This is a genomic window from Cupriavidus basilensis, from assembly GCF_008801925.2.
GTDB classification, from domain to species: domain Bacteria; phylum Pseudomonadota; class Gammaproteobacteria; order Burkholderiales; family Burkholderiaceae; genus Cupriavidus; species Cupriavidus basilensis.
This window is the reverse complement of the sequence record NZ_CP062806.1, coordinates 177,457-197,840: the sequence shown is the minus strand read 5'-3', so window position 1 is coordinate 197,840 and position 20,384 is coordinate 177,457. Positions and strand designations below refer to the sequence as shown.

The following is a 20,384-nucleotide window of genomic DNA, read 5'->3' as shown; positions in this document are numbered from 1 at the left end:
GCCCCCTATTTATCGCAGTGCCCGATGGCTTAGGCACCCAGGCGCGGCACACGGCTTCTGATGCTTTCTTGCCCCCGATCTGCCGCGCCAGCGCACTGGCTAGCGAGCCCGCCTGCAAGGGCGCGCTGCAGCGGCGCTTCGAGGTGCCGGCGGATCCGTTCGCGGCTTAGCTGTGAGCACCCACGCCGGCGTGATGGCAACAAGCGGGAATGAGACGTGCGAATCTGCCAAATAGACCTGACACTCACCCAGCCTGACGGCGCCCCCAGCAACGATGCGCTGGCCCGCGCGGCGGCACTTGGCTTCGATCATGTCCTGCTAGCGGGCTGGCCGGTCCTGCATCCGCAAGCGGAGGCCCTGGCTCAGGCCGTGGCCGCCTGCAGCGCGCATGGCTTGTCGTGCCTGCTGGAGCTTGCACTTGACCGCTACCCTGACGGCAGCGCGAATCTGGAGCCGTGCTGGCGCGAACCCGCAGGCCTGGGTGCTGACCCGCGCGACACGGATAACCACCTACCGGGTGTGCGCCTGCGGTGGCACGATTCGCATTGCGCCGCCGCACTGGTGCCATGGTGGAGCGAGCGCCTGCGCACGCCAGTCGCGGCTGGCATTGCCGGCTTCGTCTGCCGTGCGCCGGCACGCGTGCCGGGGCGGCACTGGGCGGTACTGATAGCTAGCGCCCGCCGCGCCGCGCCTGGCCGTAGCCTGGCTTTCCTGGCCTGGGCCCCGGGGCTCGCGCCAGCGCAACTCGAGGACCTTACGCCCTGTGGCTTCGACGGTGCCTTCTGCTCGCTACCGTGGTGGGATTACCGCAGCGCCTGGCTTACCGATGAAATTGCACGCCTGCGGCCCTTCGGCGCCGTGCTCGCTGCACCGGCGCTGAATGCAGCCGGCACCGACGCGCTGGTGGCGCGGCGCGCTCTGTGGGCCGCCGCCGCGATTGGCGACGGTTTGATGGTGCCCGCCGGATTCGAGACCGGCGGCGACGGCGAAGCCGCGCCGCCCTACGATCTCTCCCACGAACTGATCCACGCCAATGCTTGGCTGGCGGCGCGTGGCTGTGCCCCGGTGCGCAGCCTTCGGCGGGTGAGCGGCGGCAGCACACCATTGACTGTGCTGGCGCGCACAGGCGGCACCGTGGGCGAGGACCCCACGGCGCTAGCCATTGTGATCAACCCCGATACTCAGGAGGCGGCCACGCTCGGTGCCGACCGCATCCTTGCCGCGCTGCCCCAGGGCGCGGGCGCGCTGCTGCCGGCCGAGGGAGGCCCCGGTGGGGCGGACCCTGCAGATGCAATACTCGACGCGATGGCGACCATCGCGCTGGCGCCGGCTGGCATCCAGCTTTACCACCCGGTGCCTAACGCCGCGCAGACCACGCCTGCGCGACGCAACGGCAAGCGCATCGCGGCGGCGGTACGGGCCACGCTGGAGAAAAGCGTGGCCGCCGCCTTGAACGCACCGCGCATCGCCATAGAAAATGTGACGCCGGCTTGCGAGGGTGGCCGCTTCGCGGTACGCCGCGTGCTCGGGGAGCGGGTGGAGGTGGAAGCCGATATCTGGATGGACGGCCATGACAAGCTCGCCGCAGTGCTGCTATGGCGCGGCCCAGGCGAGCAGGATTGGCAGCAATCCGCGCTGGAGCCGGGCGTCAACGATCGCTGGAGCGGCAGCTTCCCACTGCGCGGGCTGGGCAGGCACGAATTCACATTGGAAGCCTGGCGGGATACATTCGCCAGCTGGTGCGACGAGGTCGGCAAGAAGAAGCAGGCGGGCGTGGACGTGACGCTGGAGATCGAGGAAGGCGCGCGCCTAGTAGCCGTGGCGGCGGACACGGCGTCGTCCGACAATGCCGAGATGCACGCCATCGCGACCGACCTGGAGGCCTTGCGCGACAACCCCGGCGGCGATGCGCGTCGGCTGGAGCTGCTGTTATCGCCGCGCACCCGCGCCGCCATGCAGGCTGCCGACCCGCGCGCCTTTGCAACGCGCCACCCGGTAGTGCTGCCAGTAGAGGCGGACCGGCTTACGGCGCGCTTTGCTAGCTGGTACGAACTGTTCCCGCGCTCGCAGAGTGGCGACCCAGGCCGACACGGTACCTTCGACGACGTAATCGCGCGGCTGCCGGCCATCCGCGCCATGGGCTTCGACGTGCTGTACTTCCCACCCATCCATCCCATCGGTCGCACCCATCGCAAGGGCCGCAACAACAGCCTGCGGGCCCAGGCGGGCGACCCGGGCAGCCCCTATGCCATCGGCGCGGCGGAAGGTGGCCACGATGCCATCCACGCGGAACTGGGCACGTTCGATGATTTCCGTCGCTTGCGCGAGGCCGCCGCCGCCGAAGGGCTAGAACTGGCGCTGGACTTCGCCATCCAGTGCTCGCCGGACCATCCGTGGCTGCGCGAGCATCCGGAGTGGTTCGCGTACCGGCCCGACGGCTCGTTGCGCTATGCGGAGAACCCGCCGAAGAAGTACGAGGACATCGTCAACGTCGATTTCTACTGCAAGCCCCCTGCAGCTGCCGCGCTGTGGCTGGCATTGCGGGACGTCGTGGTGTTCTGGGCCGAGCAAGGCGTACGCATCTTCCGCGTAGACAATCCACATACCAAGCCGCTGCCGTTCTGGGAGTGGATGATCGAAGACGTGCGCTCGCGCTTTCCCGATGCACTGTTCCTGGCGGAGGCATTTACACGACCCAAGATGATGGGGCGCCTGGCCAAGCTGGGCTTCAACCAGTCCTATACGTACTTTACCTGGCGGAACCACAAGCGCGAGTTGACCGAGTACATGACCGAACTCACGCAAGGGCCGCTGCGCGAGTTTTTCCGTCCGCATTTCTTCGTTAACACGCCAGACATCAACCCCTACTTCCTGCACGACAGCGGTCGGCCGGGCTTCCTGATCCGGGCCGCACTGGCGACCCTGCTCTCGGGGCTATGGGGCATGTACAGCGGCTTTGAACTATGCGAAGGCACGCCAATGCTGAAAGACGGCGTGCCCAAGGAAGAGTATCTCGACTCCGAGAAGTACCAACTGCGCGTGCGGGACTGGCAGCAACCCGGCAACATCGTTGCGGAGATATCGCGGCTGAACGCGATCCGCGCCAGCCACCCGGCGCTTCAGAACCACCTCGGCTTGCGCTTCTACCACGCCAGCGACGACGCGGTGCTGTACTTCGCCCGCTTCGTGCCGCGAATAACGGGCCCCGCAGGCAGTGCCGAGCGCGCCACCAGCTTCGGCGATGACGTGCTGCTGGCGGCGATCAGCCTGGACCCGCGCGCGGCGCGCGAGTCGGCAATCGAACTCCCCCTGTGGGAATGGGGACTCCCCGACCACGGCGCGCTTGACGTTGAAGACCTGATGCATGGACGCTGCTTTACCTGGCAGGGCAAGAACCAGCATATCCGGCTGGACCCGTATTCGCTGCCGTTTGCCCTGTGGCACGTCCGGCCGCTGCGCGAGAGGCGGGCATGAAACGCCTGACCGATCCGGGCCATGCCGCCCTCCTCCACGCTGACCCGCTCTGGTACAAGGACGCGGTCATCTACCAGTTGCATATCAAGTCCTTCTATGATGGCAACGGCGATGGCGTGGGCGACTTTGCCGGCTTGTCTGCGAAGCTCGACTACCTTGTCAACCTGGGCGTCGACACCATCTGGCTGCTGCCGTTCTATCCCTCGCCGCGCCGCGATGACGGCTACGACATCGCGGACTACCGCAATGTCCACCCTGATTACGGCACGTTGGGTGAGGCGCGCCGCTTTATCGCGGCGGCACACGCGCGCGGCCTGCGCGTGATCACCGAACTGGTGATCAACCACACCTCGGACCAACACCCCTGGTTTCAGCGTGCGCGCCGCGCCAAACCGGGCTCGGCGGCGCGCAACTACTATGTGTGGTCCGACACCGACCAGACCTATGCCGGCACACGGATCATCTTTTGCGACACTGAGAAGTCCAACTGGAGCTGGGACCCGGTGGCCGGCGCATATTTTTGGCACCGCTTCTATTCGCATCAACCGGACCTGAATTTCGACAATCCGCAGGTGTTGCGCGAGGTCATGTCGGTGATGCGCTACTGGCTCGATATCGGCGTCGACGGCCTGCGGCTCGATGCCGTACCCTACCTGGTCGAGCGCGAAGGCACCAGCAACGAGAACCTGCCAGAGACTCACACTGTCATCAAACGAATCCGCGCGTACCTGGACGCCGAATACAGCGGCCGCCTGCTACTGGCCGAGGCCAATATGTGGCCCGAGGACGCCCAGCAGTATTTCGGCGGCCAAGCCACAACAGCCACGTCCACGGCGCCACTCTCGCGTGCACTGACGGGCCAGCCGCACGCCAGCGTTCCCGCCATGAACAACGCCGGCGAACTGAGCAACGAGGGAACCACGATACTGGGCGACGAATGCCATATGTCGTTCCACTTCCCGCTGATGCCCCGCATGTACATGGCCATTGCACGGGAGGATCGCTTTCCCATCACAGACATCATGCGGCAGACGCCGGAGATCCCGCCCAACTGCCAGTGGGCGATCTTCCTGCGCAACCATGACGAACTGACTCTGGAAATGGTCACCAGCGCCGAGCGCGATTACCTGTGGGAGGTCTACGCTTCCGATCGCCGCGCCCGTATCAACCTCGGTATCCGGCGCCGGCTGGCTCCGTTGATGGAGCGCGACCGCCGCCGCATCGAACTGATGAACAGCCTGCTTTTTTCGATGCCTGGCACGCCCGTGATCTATTACGGCGACGAGATTGGCATGGGCGACAACATCCACCTGGGCGACCGCGACGGCGTGCGCACGCCCATGCAATGGTCGCCCGACCGGAACGGCGGCTTCTCCCACGCCGATCCGGAGCGCCTGGTGCTGCCTCCGTTGCAAGGGCCGCTGTACGGCTATGAAGCCGTCAACGTGGAAGCCCAGGCCCGCGATCCGCATTCGCTGCTCAACTGGATGCGCCGCATGCTGGCTCTGCGCCGCCAGCACCGCGCCTTCGGGCGCGGCACGCTGCGTTTCCTGTTTCCGGGCAATCGCAAGATCCTGGCCTACTTACGCGAGTTCGAAGGCGAACACATCCTGTGCGTGGCCAACCTGGCGCGGGCGCCGCAGGCCGTGGAACTCGACCTCTCCGCCTTCGCCGGCCGCGTGCCGGTGGAAATGATAGGAGCCACGCCCTTCCCCGCGATCGGCCAACTCACCTATCTGCTGACGCTGCCGCCCTACGGGTTTTACTGGTTCGTGCTGAGCGAAGAAGCCCATCCGCCTTCCTGGCACGTCGATGCTCCCGAGCAAATGCCCGATCAAATCACGCTGGTGATGCACAACACCGCTCAGGCGGAGCTGACCGAAGCTTCACGCCGTACGCTGGCCCATGAGGTCCTGCCGCATTACATCGGGCGGCGCCGCTGGTATGGCGCCAAGGGCGAGCGCATCGGCAGCGTCGACATAGCCTACGCCATTCCGTTTGGCCGCGGCACGGCCGGCGAGGAAACCTACCTGTGCGAAATGGAACTGACTCTGGACAGCCGTGCCGAGTGCTACCAGTTGCCGGTGGGGCTGCTGTGGGACCGCGAAGACAGCGGCGAAGGAGCCTCGCAACTGGCGCATTCGCTATCCATGGCGCGCGTGCGCAAGGGCAGCCGGGTGGGGCTGGTAACCGATGGCTTTGCCGTAGAGTGCTTTGCCCGTGAGGTGGTGCGCGCAATGCGCGCCGGGGCAGAGCTGGGCAGTCCGCGAGGTCCGATCCGTTTCCGTGGGGAACCCGGCCTGGCCGGCCTGGCGCTGGATATGGACGAGATCCAGTGGATGTCGGCCGAGCAATCCAACAGCTCGCTGTCCTATGACAACTCGGCGGTGCTCAAGCTGGTGCGCCGCATCGCCGCTGGCATCCACCCCGAGGCCGAGATGACACGCTACCTGACGGCCCAGGGCTTCCGCAACTCGGCGCCGCTGCTGGGCGAGGTGACGCGTACCGGCGCCGACGGCCTGCCGCGCACATTGATGCTGCTGCAGGGCTACATCCTCAACCAGGGCGATGCCTGGGGCTGGACCCTGGACTATCTCGGCCGGGCCATTGACGACGCGCTGCCGTCGGACAATAGCGAGGAAGAGTTCGCCGAAGCCTTGAAGGGATATTCCACGGTCGCCTGCACGCTGGGCCAGCGCTTGGCGGAATTGCACACGGTGCTGGCACAGCCGTCCGGCGATTCCGCCTTTGCGCCGGAAGCGGCCGGCCAGGCGCAGGCGCAGCACTGGGCCGACGAAGCCTTGGCCGAGCTCGAGGGCGCCATGTCCCTGCTGACAACGCGCGCCGGCGAACTTGCCCGCCGGGCCCGCAACGACCGCTTCGCCGCCGATATCGACACCTTGCTAGCGGCACGCGAGCATTTGCCCCGACTGGTGGCCAGGCTTGCCGCGGCGGCGCCCGGCAGCCTGCAGACGCGCATTCACGGCGACTTCCATCTGGGGCAGGTGCTAATCGCACAGAACGATACCTACCTCGTCGACTTCGAAGGCGAACCGGGCCTGCCACTGGACTGGCGCCGGCGCAAGACCTCGCCGCTACGAGACGTCGCGGGCCTTCTGCGCTCGTTTGACTACGCTGCCGCCACGGTCGGCACGGACCGGCACGAGCGCACCCACGCCACGCTGCCGCCGGCGCTCACCCAGCGCCGTGAGGCGCTGCTCGACAGTTTCCGCGACGCCGCCTGCAGCGCCTTCCTTGCCGGCTATCGCCAGGTGGCCGAGGGCGCCGCCCAGCCGTGGGCGCCGGCGGAGAAAATGGATGCCTTGCTCGATCTCTTCCTGCTCGAGCGGGCCGCCTACGAGGTGGGCTACGAGGCCGCCAACCGCGTGGCGTGGATTGACCTGCCGGTCAACGGACTGGCGCGGCTGATCCGCAAACTCACCGGCCCTGGGGAGAACGGCAATGAACAAAGCTGAAACCGCCCAGCCCCGGGACAGCCAGAAGGACCAGCACATGCCCCGCGCAGCCTCGCCTCTGTCCCTGGCGATTCCCGACCTGGAGGCCCTGCTGGCGGGGCGCCATGTCGATCCCTTTGCCGTGCTCGGGCCCCATCCTTCGTGTGACCATACCGTGGTACGTGCCTGCCTGCCGGGCGCGCTGTCGGCGTGGCTGGCCGCCGCCGATGGCACGCGCCTGGCCGAACTGGAGCGGCTTCATCCCGGGGGCATCTTCGCCGGGACCCTGGCCGGCACCGCTGGCGCGCGCGACTACCGGATCGGGATGCGCTGGCCTGATGGCAGCGAGCAACTCAGTGCCGATCCATACGCCTTTGGCATCTTGTTGGGCGACCTCGACCTGCACCTGATCGCCGAGGGCCGCCACTTCGAGCTTGGCAGTTGCCTGGGGGCGCAGGTGCAGACCCTGGAAGGCATCGATGGCGTACGCTTTGCCGTATGGGCGCCCAATGCCCGGCGCGTCTCAGTGATCGGTGATTTCAACGGCTGGAATCCCGTGCGCCACCCGATGCGACTGCGCCACGGCGCGGGCATCTGGGAGCTGTTCATTCCCGGGGCAATGGGCGCGGCGCCGGACTGCCGCTACAAGTTCGACCTGCTCGGTGCGCTCGGCGAGCCGTTGCCCGACAAGGCCGATCCGGTGGCGCTGGCCACAGAAGCTCCGCCGGCCACCGCCTCGGTGGTAGCGCGGCCGGGCACGTCGGCGCCGCCGTATAGCTGGACCGACCAGGCCTGGATGCGCCGGCGCGCCAGCACCGATGCGCGCGCCGCGCCCCTGTCTATCTACGAGATGCACGTCACCTCGTGGCTGGCCGAGATTAACGATCCCATGCATGGCTGGGCACGGCTCGCGGATCGGTTGATCCCGTATGTGCGCGAACTGGGCTTCACCCATATCGAACTGCTGCCCGTGATGGAGCATCCCTTCGGCGGCTCCTGGGGTTACCAGCCGCTGTCGCTGTTCGCGCCCACCGCGCGGCTGGGCCCGCCGCAGGCGTTTGCCGCCTTCGTCGACCGCTGCCACGCCGCCGGCATCGGCGTGATCCTGGACTGGGTGCCGGCGCACTTCCCCACCGATCCGCACGGGCTGGCCGAGTTCGACGGCACCGCACTTTACGAGTACCAGGACCCGCGCGAGGGCTTCCACCAGGACTGGAACACGCTGATCTACAACCTGGGCCGCAATGAAGTGCGCGGCTTCATGCTGGCCAGCGCCCTGCACTGGCTGGAGCACTACCATATCGACGGACTGCGTGTGGATGCGGTGGCGTCGATGCTCTACCGCGACTACAGCCGCCAGCCTGGCCAGTGGCTGCCCAACCGCTTCGGCGGGCGCGAGAACCTGGAAGCCGTGGCCTTCCTGCGCGAACTCAATACCGTGGTGCGCGAGCGTTGCCGGGGCGCCATGACCATTGCAGAAGAATCCACCTCCTGGCCCGGCGTGACCGCGCCGGTAGAGAACGGCGGCTTGGGATTCACCTTCAAGTGGAACATGGGGTGGATGCACGACACGCTGCGCTATCTCTCCCGTGATTCCGTGCACCGCGCCTGGCACCATCAGGACCTGACCTTCGGCACGGTCTATGCTTGGTCCGAGGCGTTCGTGCTGCCAATCTCCCATGACGAAATGGTGCATGGCAAGGGCTCGATGATCGGCAAGACGCTTGGCGACAACTGGCAGCGCTTTGCGAACCTGCGCGCCTACTACGGCTTCATGTGGACGCACCCCGGCAAGAAGCTGCTCTACATGGGTGCCGAGTTCGCCCAATGGCGCGAGTGGAACCATGACACCGAATTGGACTGGTGGCTGCTAGAGCAGCCCGAGCACCGCGGCATGCTGACGCTAGTGCGCGATCTGAACCGCCTGCACAGCGCCCTGCCTGCGCTGCATGCGCTCGATCATCGACCAGAGGGCTTTAGCTGGGTGGTCGGCGACGACAGCCGCAACAGCGTCTTCGCCTATCTGCGCCGCGCCGCTCCCGGCAGCCGCGACGTGGTGCTGGCGGTGGTCAACATGACCCCGGTGGTGCGCCCGGGCTACCGCTTGGGAGTGCCGTTCGCGGGCCGCTGGCAGGAATGCATCAACACCGACGCCGCCTGCTATGGCGGCAGCAATGTGGGCAATGGTGGCGAAGTCCAAGCCACCGCCACGCCGTCGCACGGCCTGCCCGCTTGCGCCACGCTCACGATCCCGCCGCTGGCCACGCTAGTCCTGCGGCTCGTACCCGAAGGAGCCTGATTTGCCACTGGTCCCCGCCACTCGCATGCTTCCCGGCAAACCATACCCGCTGGGCGCGCACTGGGACGGGCTTGGCGTGAACTTCGCCGTGTTCTCTGCCAACGCCGCTCGCATCGACCTGTGCCTATTCTCGGATAACGGCCGCAAGGAACTAGCGCGAATCACGCTGCCCGAATGCACCGACGAGGTCTGGCATGGCTACTTGCCACACGCGGCAATCGGCACCGTCTACGGATACCGCGCTCTCGGCCCCTACGAACCGGCCCACGGGCACCGTTTCAACGCGCACAAGCTGCTGCTCGATCCCTATGCGAGGCAATTGAGCGGCCCGGTGCGCTGGTCCGATGCACTGTTCGGCTACCGTCTCCAAAGCCCGCGCGCCGACCTGACTCCCGATCGTCGCGACAACGCCCCGACCATGCCCAAGGCGGTGGTCGTGGATGAGAGCTTCCACTGGGGCGACGACCGCGCGCCGGACGTGCCGTGGGAGAAGACTGTCATCTATGAAGTGCATCCGCGCGGCCTCTCAATGCTGCGCCAGGACCTGCTGCCACACACGCGCGGCACCTTCGCCGCGCTGTGCGACCCACACTTTATCGATCACCTGCGCAAACTCGGCGTGACGTCCGTGGAACTGCTGCCGGTGCATGCTTTCTTGCAAGACCGCTTCCTCGTGGAGCGCGGCTTGCGCAATTACTGGGGCTACAACACGCTGGCGTTCTTTGCGCCGGAGCCGACCTATCTCAGCAACGGACAGCTCAACGAGTTCAAGGTGGCGGTGCGCCGGCTACACGCGGCAGGTCTCGAAGTCATCCTCGATGTCGTCTACAACCACACCTGCGAGGGCAACGAGCTCGGCCCTACCGTTTCATGGCGCGGCCTGGACAATGCCAGCTACTACCGGCTCATGCCAGGCGACGAGCGCCACTATATCAACGACACCGGGTGCGGCAACACGCTCAACGTGTCGCATCCGCGCGTCTTGCAGATGGTAATGGATTCGCTACGCTACTGGGTCGAGTGCTTCCATGTGGACGGTTTCCGCTTCGACCTCGGCAGCACGCTGGGCCGCGAAGGCACCGGCTTCGATCCCGGCGCGGGCTTCTTCGACGCCATCCTGCAGGACCCCGTGCTATCGCGGGTCAAGCTGATCTCGGAGCCCTGGGACCTTGGCCCCGGCGGCTACCAGGTGGGCAATCACCCGCCCGGATTCGCCGAGTGGAACGATAAGTTCCGCGACACCGCGCGACGCTATTGGCGCGGCGACGCCGGCCAGCGCGGCGATCTGGCCGCGCGCCTAACCGGATCCGCCGACCTGTTCGACCGCCGCCACCGCAAGCCCTGGGCCTCGGTGAACTTCATCACCGCGCACGACGGCTTCACGCTGGCCGATCTGGTCAGCTACAGCAGCAAGCACAACGAAGCCAACCACGAGGACAACCGGGATGGAACCGACGACAACGCCAGCGCCAACTGGAGTCAGGACGGCAGCGTGGAAGGCCCCACAGAGGACCCCCTCATCCTGGAAACGCGCGGACACGTGGCACGCGCGCTGCTGGCCACGCTTTTGCTCTCCCACGGTACGCCCATGCTCACCGCAGGCGACGAATGGAGCCGCAGCCAGGGCGGCAACAACAATGCCTATTGCCAGGACAACGAGCTCTCCTGGCTGGACTGGGACGCCGCCGAAAGCGCCGCAGGCCGCACCATTACCGCCTTTGCCAGCCGCCTGCTGGCGCTGCGCGGGCGCCTGCATGCATTCACCGAAGCCCGCTTTGCCCACGGGCGCCGCGAACTGGAACCGGGACTGCCCGACATTGCGTGGTTCGATACCGACGGCCACGCGCTCAGCCCCGAGCAATGGTCCAACCCGGACGGCCGCACCCTGGCTATGCGGCGTGCCGCCACCGGCCCGGACGGCCGGATCCAGGTGACCCTGCTGCTGCTCAACGCTGGCGGCGACGACGCCACCTTTCGCTTTCCCGAGCCAATGCAGCACTGGCGCTTGCTGCTCGACAGCAGCGAGCCCGACGCGCCGGAGGCGGATGTCGATGCCGCGTCCGTGACCGTGCACGCGCACGCGGTCGTTCTGCTCCTGGCCGTGTCGCCCAGCAAGGTGGACTCGCAATGGAGTTGACCCCCCTTATCCCCAGTCCGTTGGAGGAGGCCACATCATGAATGCCTTATCGTCGCTGCTGGCGCCGCCGCCGTTGCAGTCATTCGGCCCCAGCAGGCTTGAGGACGGACGCATGCGCTTTCGGCTGTGGGCGCCGGATGCCGCCGCCCGCGGACAGCCCATCCGGCTGGAGATCGCGGGCATAGGGCCATTGCCAATGTGCGCCGCTGCGCCAGGTCCGCACGAAAGCTCGGGCTGGCTGGAAGCCATCGCGCCCTGTTGCCCGGGGGCGCGCTACTGGTTCCGGCTTGACGACGGCAGCACCGTGCCCGATCCCGCCTCGCGCGCCCAGGCCATCGATGTCCATGGCGCCAGCATGGTCTGTGACCCACACGCCTATACCTGGTGCCACCCTTACTGGCGCGGCCGCCCCTGGCATGAGGCTGTGGTCTATGAGATGCATGTCGGCCTGTGCGGCGGCTTTGCCGGCGCCACTCGGCAACTTCCGCGCCTGGCAGCGCTCGGCTTCACCGCGGTCGAACTGATGCCGCTGGCCGAGTTTCCCGGGGGGCGCAACTGGGGCTATGACGGCGTGCTGCCGTTCGCGCCGGAATGCAGCTATGGCAAGCCCGACGAACTCCGCTCGCTGGTGGACTGCGCGCACGGCCTGGGCATGATGGTGCTGCTCGACGTGGTCTACAACCACTTCGGGCCGGCGGGCAATTATCTACATCGGTACGCCAGCGCATTCTTCCGCGACGACGTGCGCACGCCATGGGGGCCGGCCATCGATTTCCGCCAGCCCGAGGTGCGCCGCTTCTTTACCGAGAACGCCCTCTATTGGCTGGAGGATTTCCGCTTCGACGGGCTGCGGCTGGACGCAGTGCATGCCATCGTTGACGATGGCTGGCTGCGGGCATTGGCGCGCGAGGTACGCGCGCGGCATCCCGGACGGCATATTCACCTTGTGCTGGAGAACGACGACAACGATGCCTCGCTGCTCGCGGCGGGCTTCGATGCGCAATGGAACGACGACGGCCACCACGCCTTGCATGTGCTCCTGACCGGCGAACACGATGGCTATTACCGTGACTACTCTGGCAACCCTGCGTGGCCGCAGAGCAATGCTTCGGCCAGCCCTGCCCTCGCGCATCTCGCCCGCGTGCTGGCCGAAGGCTTTGCCTACCAGGGCGAGGTCTCGCCGACGCGCGGCACGCGGCGCGGCCAGCCCAGCGCCGCACTGGCGCCCACTGCCTTCGTGCTTTTCCTGCAAAACCACGACCAGACCGGCAATCGCGCCTTCGGCGAGCGCCTGACCCGGCTTGCGCCTCCCGTCGCGCTGCGTGCGGCGGTCCTGCTACAACTATTGTGTCCCCAGATCCCGCTGGTCTTCATGGGCGAGGAGTACGGGGCGCAAACGCCCTTCCTTTACTTCACCAGCCACCCGCCCGAACTAGCCGAGGCCGTGCGGGCCGGGCGTCGCCTCGAGTTCGGCAGCATGGCCGCCTTCGGCGATCCGGCGCGCGCGCTGCAGATCCCCGATCCCAATGACGCTGCCACTTTCGAGGCTTCGCGTCCCCCGCTCGATAGCGACAATGCGTGGAGCCAGTACTATCGCGCGCTGCTCGCCATTCGGCGGCGCGAGTTGGTGCCCGGCCTCGTCGGCTGCAGCAGCGCTGGCGTGCGTATCCTTGGCGAAGCCTCACTGGCGGCGAGTTGGCGGCTGGGCGACGGCGCGCTGCTGACGATCGGGATCAACTTCGGTAGCGAGCCATTGCCGGACGTACCGCCCGTCATCGGCGGGCGGCTCCTTGCCGAGAGCCGCGAAGGCGCCAGGCAGGCGCTCGACAGCGGCGTGCTCCAGGCCGCTACCGCGATCGCCTGCCTGGATTCGCCAGCCCACCCGTAACGAGGCCAGCATGGAACCCCCCGCCTTACCTGATAGCCCGTCCGATCCCCTCTTGCAGGCGCTGCATACCCTGGCCAGCCGGGCCGGCCTGATAGTCCATTGGGAAGACGCCCAGGGCCGCGCACGCGAGGTCGAGCCCGAAGTGCTGCGCGCCTTACTCAGTGAGTTCGGGCTGCCGAGCGCCACCGTGGGCCAGTGCGAGGCAGCGCGCGCCCACCTCGCGGCCGAGGACTCCGCGCAAGACCTGTCGCCGCTGATTACCGCGGACCAGGACAAATCTGTGCCGATCCCGACGGTGCACAACCTGTCGCGACAGGCCTACCGCCTCGAATTGGAGGAAGGCAGCGTGGTAAACGGCATGGCCGAGCGCGATACCGACGGCAATTTGTGCGTGCCGGCCGTCGCGGCCAGCGGTTATCACCGGCTGTTGCTCGGCGACGCAGAAGTCACGCTGGCGGTGGCCCCGGCGCGGTGCTTCGGCGTGGAGGATGCACTGCTCGACCTTCCTCGCAAGGATCGGGACGCTTGCCGCAAGCGGCCCTGGGGTCTGTCGTTGCAGTTGTACTCGCTGCGCCGCGGCGCGCCTGCGGGTCTAGGCGACCTCACCGCGCTGGCACAGTGCTGCGAGGCCGCCGGGCGCGCAGGTGCCGATGCGGTGGCCATCAATCCGCTGCATGCAGGCTTCGCCGCCATGCCGCAACGCTACAGCCCTTACGCGCCGTCCAGCCGGCTGTTCCTCAACCCGCTCTACGGCGACCCCGCCACCGCCTTTGGCCAGCGTGCCGTGGACCAGGCAATCGAGGCACTGGGCCCGCCGGCAACGTTGCCGGCGCTGGAAGCGCGCACCGAAATCGACTGGATCGCACTGGCCCACGCACGCAACGCCGTGCTGCATTGGCTGTGGGAGCGCCGCAGCGCCCTGCTGCCTGCTGGCGCAGCGCAAGCATTCGCGGCCTTCCGCCGGAATCAGGGCGCGGCGCTTGAAGCGCATGCACGCTTCGAGGCGCTCCAGTCCCACCATCTGAGCGCAGCCGCCACTCCGGCAGAAGCCGCGGCCGCAGCCGACTGGCGACACTGGCCGGTAACGCAGCACTCACCGCAATCGGCCGCGGTGGAGGCCTTCGCGAGGGCCAATGTCGATGCGGTTAGCTACCACGCCTTCGTGCAGTGGCTGGCGGCGGACGGGCTGGCCGCAGCCCAGCGCGCCGCGCGCGGGGCCGGCATGGCGATCGGCCTGGTGGCCGATCTCGCTGTTGGCACCGAGGCGGGTGGGAGCCATGCGTGGGCGCGCCAGGATGAAATCCTTCCAGGTGTCTGCGCCGGCGCCCCGCCCGACCTCTACAATCCACGGGGCCAAAGTTGGGGGGTATCCGTGTTCTCGCCGCGCGCGCTGCGCCGGCGGGGCTTTGGCGCCTTTATCGAAACGCTGCGCGCCAACCTCGGCCACGTGGGCGGCCTGCGCATCGACCATGCGCTCGGCCTGGCCCGCATGTGGCTGGTGCCCGATGGCGCGCCGCCTACCGCCGGCGCCTACCTGCGCTACCCGTTCGACGACCTGCTGCGGCTGATCGCGCTGGAATCCTGGCGGCACCGTGCAATCATGGTTGGCGAGAACCTTGGCACCGTGCCGGCCAGCTTCAACGCCAGTTTGGCGGCGCGAGGCATGCTCGGCATTGATGTGCTTTGGTTCGAACGCGAGCACACGGCAGCAGATTCCGCGGACGCCACGGCGCATGCGGCCGGTAAGCAGCCCGCCACCGCGCCCGCCTTCCTGCCACCCGAGCAATGGCCGGCCGAAGCCGTGGCCACTACGACCACGCATGACCTGCCCACCGTGGCAGGGTGGTGGGCCGGCCGCGACATCGTCTGGCGCGCGCGCCTGGACCAGCTCGGCGCGGAGGAAACCGAGTCAGGCGCGCTGGCGGCCCGCGCCCGGGATCGCAGCGCGCTGTGGCAGGCACTGAGCACGGCCGGCCTTGTCAGCGGCGCGGAACCGGGCCCTGATCAAGCGCCGCTGGAGGCCGTGCTGACGTGGCTAGGCCGGGCCCGCACGCCGTTGCGGCTGGTGCCGGTGGAAGACCTGCTGGGCATCGGCGAACAACCCAACTTGCCCGGCACGGTGTCGGGCCACCCCAACTGGCAACGCCGGCTTGACGCCGACGTGCGCACCCTGTTCGGCGACTCGCCAGTGCGCCAGCGCATTGCTGCGCTGGTCCGCGCAGGCGAAACCGACAAGGAAAGCGATAGCGAGGCCCCTACCTGCCCGCATCCCGGCAAACCAAAGGAGAGACGCTGAATGGCCCAGCCTCGCCTGCCGCCGCGCGCCACGGCCCGCCTGCAACTGCACGCTGGCTTCACCTTCGAGCACGCCGCCGCGCAGGTGGACTACTACGCGGCGCTCGGCGTCAGCCATCTCTATCTCTCGCCAATATTCTGCGCGCGCCCGGGTTCGACCCACGGCTACGACGTCACCGATTTCCGCGCCATCAATCCCGAGCTAGGCGGGGAGGCCGGCTTCCAACGCTTCGCCGAGCGCGCCCGCGAGCACGGCCTAGGGCTGGTGCTGGACATCGTGCCCAACCACATGGCCGCCAGCCCCAACCACAATCCCTGGTGGCGTGACGTGCTGGCGCGCGGCGCACGAAGCGCCTATGCCCATCATTTCGATATCGATTGGCATTCTCCCGACCCGGACCTGCACGGACGTGTGCTGCTGCCCATTCTGGCCAAGCCGTACTGGGAAGCGTTGTGCGGCGGCGAGTTGACGCTGCATTTCGATGCCCAGGCCGGCCAGCCGGTCGTGTGCTGCGGCGAACACGCGCTGCCGCTGGCGGACGATACCTTCGACCCGGCCACGGCTGCGAGCCTGCCGGCCCTGCTCGACGGGCGCGAAGCAACGGGCCGCGTCCGCCTGCATGAACTGCTGGAACAGCAGCATTACCGGCTGGCGTGGTGGGCCACCGCCGCCGACGAGCTGAACTGGCGGCGCTTTTTCGAGGTCAGCGATCTGGTGGGCTTGCGGGTGGAACAAGTGCCGGTGTTCGAGGCCGTCCACGGGCTGGTGTTCCAGTTGTTTCGCGACGGCTGGATCGACGGCGTGCGGGTGGACCACGTGGACGGCCTGGCCGATCCCGCCGCCTACTGCCAGCGGCTGCGTGCTCACCTCGTCGCGCTTGCGCCCGAGCGGCCGGCGGCGCGCGCGATCGCATGTCCGTGGCTGGTTGTCGAGAAGATCCTGGCGGAACATGAGACGTTGCGCGCTGACTGGCTGGTGGACGGCACCACCGGCTACGACTTCATGAATGAAGTGGCCGCCGTGCTGCACGACGGCGACGGCGCCGGCGCCCTCACGGCGCTCTGGGAGGACATGAGCGGCGAGACGCGCAGCTTCGAAGCGCAGGTGGCATCGGCACGCGGGCATCTTCTGAACCATCACCTCGTTACCGAGTACGACGGCGCCTGCCGCTGCCTGCATGCCTGCGCCCGCAGCGAGCCCGCCAGTCGCGACCTGACGCTGGCCAGCCTGCGCCGCGCGCTGGCGGCTTTGCTGGCGCCGCTGTCCGTGTATCGCACCTACTTGAATGAGCGCGTTCGGCCCCGCGAGGACAAGGCAGTGCTGCAGCAAGCCGCCGACACCGCTCGTGCCACGCTGGCCGCCAATGACCTGCCGGCGCTGGCGCGCTTGGTGTCGTGGCTGTCCGACCCGGCCGGCGACAGCATGGGGCTGCGCGAGGCGCGCACGCGCGTGCAGCAATTGATGACGCCACTGGCTGCCAAGGCCACGGAAGACACTGTGTTTTATCGCTACGGGCGTTTGCTCTCGCGCAACGACGTAGGCAGCAATCCGGCTACCCTGGCGCTATCCCAGGAGGATTTCCATGCCCGCATGGCACAGCGCGCGCAGGTCTGGCCAAACGCCATGCTGGCGACCGCCACCCACGACCACAAGCGCGGCGAGGATGCGCGCATGCGCTTGGCAGTGCTAAGCGAGCTGCCGGGCGAGTGGTCGGAGGCCGTGGGCCTGTGGGAATCGCAGTGCCGGCCGTTGCTGGCACGATTGCCGCGCAGCCCCGATGGCGGGGACCGCCTGATGCTGTACCAGACGCTAGTCGGCGTCTGGCCAGCTGGACTCGTGTCGGACGACGCGCAAGGCGTAGCGTCGTTGCTGGCCCGCGTGCAAGCTTGGCAAGTGAAATCGATCCGCGAGGCCAAGCGTCACGGCAACTGGACCAGCCCGGACATTGACTACGAACATGGCTGCGCCGCCTTCCTGAACGCGCTGGGGTCCGAGTCTTCCGGCGGAAGCGTGCTGGACCAGATTGCGCGCTTTGCCCGCCGCATTGCCGTGCCGGGTGCCATCAACAGCCTAACGCAGACTCTGGTGCAACTGACTGCGCCCGGCGTGCCCGACCGCTACCAGGGCACCGAGGGTTGGGATCTCAGCCTGGTCGACCCCGACAACCGGCGCCCGGTGGATTTCGCATCTCTGCGCGCCCGGTTGGCTGACGCGTCTGGCTGGCCCGAATGGCTTGCCAACTGGCAGGACGGTCGCCTCAAGCTGCAACTTATCCGCAGCATACTGGCCGCGCGGCGCACCCACGCAGGTTTGTTTTCGTGTGGCGACTATTTGCCGGTCACGTTGGCAGGGCCGCTGGCGGAACATGCGCTCGCATTCGGGCGCCGCGATGGGCAGGTGCAGACACTGGTAGTCGGTACACGGCTGGCCGCGCAACTAGTCGCGCTCGACCGGCCGATGCTGGCGCCCGCGCAATGGCGAGACACCGCGCTGCAGGCCGGGCATGGGGAGAACGGCCATTGGGTGGATGTACTGACCAGCCGCCCGCTGGATGTGCGCGAAGGCAGTCTGCCATTGGCGGAAGTGCTGCAAATGCTGCCGGTGGCCCTGCTGCTGCGGACCTGTGATGATTAGCCACTTTGCTCCGGCGCGCCTCCGAAAAGCAGCGGCAGACTCTAGATCTCCGCACAGTTGGTGCAGCTCGCCGAGGGAACCCTGGTGGACTGTTCCCCAGCGGAACGGACGCAACCCTCCCTTAATGTTGCAATCTCATTAAGGTACTGGATAGCTCGCATAGTGTTTCCAAGTACCTTCCGGCCGAATTGCCATGTGCGGCGGTAAAATCCGACGCCAACCGGGTGCAGCGCTCATAGCTAGGTGAGTGCTACCCGTGCCGTTCCTGATCCTCCAACGCCGGCGGGTAGAAGTGGAGCGACGACTCGCTTGGCAGCTTCGAGAGGAGTCACCCCATGCCGTGCGTTCTGGGGGCGAATCAAAATCAAGATCAGATTGCCCCCCGATCTTGATCTTTGAGGGAAGTCCGTGCCAGCAAAACCGGCGGTTTTGCCTAGAGCGAAAAATGCACCGAAACGACTTGTCCAGCCATGGGGGCTTCGAGCGATGCGGAGCGCTTGGTATAGCGGCTCGCAGGGTCCAGCGTTTGTGTATGCCGCCAGACGCGGGAACACGGCTTGGTCGTGATCTCCCCTCATCCTCCGGCCCTACCCAGTCATACTGTTGAGGCTTCTGCGGCCATTGGCAAAAGCTACGGCGCGCCATGTTTATTTTCAGAACGGCCGCTCTTGACGCGCTTGCAGTGATGGTCACTGTGCAACAGAAACCCATGGCTTTCTGCCCAAAAAATCCTGCTTGCGCTCCGGGGGCGTGAAGAGCCGCTCGACGGTGGCCTAGCGGACAGCGCTCGGCTACTCGCCAGTCTCCTCATGACCAACTACCTGCCGTGCTGCAGCGTACCCCAGGATTGATACTGCGTCGTCGTCGAGCATTGCGCGCTGCGTCGACAACTCCACCGACGGCGTTTCCGGATACATGTTAAGAAGAAGCTCTTCAACGACCTTTCTCGAATCGAAAGGCCCAAAGTGAATGACGCTTGACCCGTTCAATTCTGCGAACACCCACTTACCAGTGGCTAGCGGATAGAACACCACCAAGGTGCGCTCATGTCGGTACATAATTGCCTCCAGATCTTGTCATGTTTCCAAAACATAACTATCGATACTGGCGAGACCCCGCTGACGGGCGCCGCGCTATTTCTGCGCGCAAGCATTTTAGGATATTTGGCGGGAACGACAAGTAGCATCAGGCGCGAAAGGGATACGCATATAGTGCATACTCCGAGACACGGGTTACCCCACCAGGGCCGCCACGGGTAAGTGAGCTCCGCCCATATCCAAGCCCCACGACGAACGTCGAGAACAACGCCCCTTCCCTTCGCAAAACCTCTGGCACCTGGGTTCCAGTACTCGATTCCATAGACCTTCACGAAAAGAGTTCAATTTCAGCTAGCGTTGTAGCCTGCGATAGGTGTTGAAATGCCGGATTGCTCGCGTCTCGTTGCCAATCGTTTCGTAAATTCTGGCTGCGTTGAAGTGGGCATCAGCAAAGTCCGGTGCAAGCGTGATGCACCGCTCGTAGCTTGAGAGCGCCTCCCCTGTTCGGCTCATATCCTCCAGGGCGACGCCGAGATTGAAGTGGAGCAGCGGTTCGTACGGCAGATGTGAGATTCCTAAACGATACAGTTCCACTGCGTCGCCAAACCGGCCGGTGTCGCACAGCATGCAGCCCAGGTTGAGGTAGGGATCAAGAAACGTGGGTTCGGCCTCCAGCGCCCGACGGTATGCTGCCTCGGCTTCGATCGGCTTCTCCGTTTCCAGTTCGGCGCCGACGAGAAACCAATCTTGTGCCTCGGCCGCCGGCGCCCGCGCATCGTGCAGAGACTCCACGACTGCCGCGCCCGGCTCTCCAGGCTCAAAGTCCATCAGCATCTGACCCGACACGGCCTGCCATCCCCTCCCCTCGTCTTTTGTCGCCACCTCGTTGCCCATCGCACGTATCCGCACACCGGTCAGCGGCTGGCCAGTTCCACGAGAGGCCTTCACCCTCGCCAGCGCGCGGATAATCAGCCGCGTTGGGATCTTGGCGCCATGCAATGAATTGGCTGTCCGGAGAAGTACCATGTCCTGAAACGTGAACAGGAGTTGGCGGCGCGGCCCGCGTGTGGGCGTGATGATTCCCTCGGTGACCAACCTGGTGGCCACCGAGCGCGGGATGCCCAGCATCGTTTCGGCGTCCTTCAGGGTGTACGTCGGCATTGG

Annotated in this window: 8 protein-coding genes; 7 read left to right on the top strand and 1 reads right to left on the bottom strand. The window is 66.6% G+C overall.

Annotation, left to right across the window (positions count from 1 at the left end; all coding sequences use genetic code 11):
* Positions 1–216 precede the first annotated feature (216 nt).
* The 7 genes from F7R26_RS38460 to treY are packed head-to-tail and all read left to right on the top strand — an operon-like array spanning position 217 to position 18,183.
* Positions 217–3,474 (top strand): alpha-1,4-glucan--maltose-1-phosphate maltosyltransferase, encoded by a 3,258-nt coding sequence (locus tag F7R26_RS38460; protein ID WP_150984768.1) that lies wholly within the window; start codon positions 217–219, stop codon positions 3,472–3,474.
* A complete protein-coding gene (locus F7R26_RS38455; RefSeq protein WP_150984767.1) occupies positions 3,471–6,950 on the top strand; it encodes a putative maltokinase in 3,480 nt (1,159 codons plus the stop codon). Before F7R26_RS38460 ends, F7R26_RS38455 begins: the two co-directional genes overlap by 4 nt.
* A gap of 37 nt (positions 6,951–6,987) precedes the next feature.
* Positions 6,988–9,228, top strand: a complete 2,241-nt coding sequence (gene glgB / locus F7R26_RS38450) for a 1,4-alpha-glucan branching protein GlgB (protein WP_150984894.1) — start codon at positions 6,988–6,990, stop codon at positions 9,226–9,228.
* 25 nt (positions 9,229–9,253) lie between these two features.
* Positions 9,254–11,365, top strand: a complete 2,112-nt coding sequence (gene glgX, locus F7R26_RS38445) for a glycogen debranching protein GlgX (RefSeq protein ID WP_150984893.1) — start codon at positions 9,254–9,256, stop codon at positions 11,363–11,365.
* Between the two features lie 37 nt (positions 11,366–11,402).
* Positions 11,403–13,253, top strand: coding sequence for a malto-oligosyltrehalose trehalohydrolase (gene treZ, locus F7R26_RS38440; protein WP_150984766.1), 1,851 nt, complete (start codon positions 11,403–11,405; stop codon positions 13,251–13,253).
* A gap of 10 nt (positions 13,254–13,263) precedes the next feature.
* Positions 13,264–15,549 (top strand): 4-alpha-glucanotransferase, encoded by a 2,286-nt coding sequence (gene malQ / locus F7R26_RS38435; protein WP_150984765.1) that lies wholly within the window; start codon positions 13,264–13,266, stop codon positions 15,547–15,549.
* On the top strand, positions 15,550–18,183 hold the full coding sequence (gene treY / locus F7R26_RS38430; protein WP_150984764.1) for a malto-oligosyltrehalose synthase: 2,634 nt from the start codon (positions 15,550–15,552) through the stop codon (positions 18,181–18,183). It begins immediately after the preceding gene.
* A gap of 1,388 nt (positions 18,184–19,571) precedes the next feature.
* On the opposite strand, the gene F7R26_RS38425 is transcribed toward treY, so the two are convergent.
* Entirely contained in the window at positions 19,572–20,381 is an 810-nt protein-coding gene (locus F7R26_RS38425; RefSeq protein WP_150984763.1) for a tetratricopeptide repeat protein, read from the bottom strand.
* Positions 20,382–20,384: the final 3 nt, after the last annotated feature.

Bases quoted from the DNA above. Each gene is read 5' to 3' on its own strand.
- F7R26_RS38455 (WP_150984767.1), top strand. From the start codon at position 3,471: ATGAAACGCCTGACCGATCCGGGCCATGCCGCCCTCCTCCACGCTGAC.
- glgB (WP_150984894.1), top strand. From the start codon at position 6,988: ATGCCCCGCGCAGCCTCGCCTCTGTCCCTGGCGATTCCCGACCTGGAG.
- glgX (WP_150984893.1), top strand. From the start codon at position 9,254: ATGCTTCCCGGCAAACCATACCCGCTGGGCGCGCACTGGGACGGGCTT.
- treZ (WP_150984766.1), top strand. From the start codon at position 11,403: ATGAATGCCTTATCGTCGCTGCTGGCGCCGCCGCCGTTGCAGTCATTC.
- malQ (WP_150984765.1), top strand. From the start codon at position 13,264: ATGGAACCCCCCGCCTTACCTGATAGCCCGTCCGATCCCCTCTTGCAG.
- treY (WP_150984764.1), top strand. From the start codon at position 15,550: ATGGCCCAGCCTCGCCTGCCGCCGCGCGCCACGGCCCGCCTGCAACTG.
- F7R26_RS38425 (WP_150984763.1), bottom strand. From the start codon at position 20,381: ATGCCGACGTACACCCTGAAGGACGCCGAAACGATGCTGGGCATCCCG.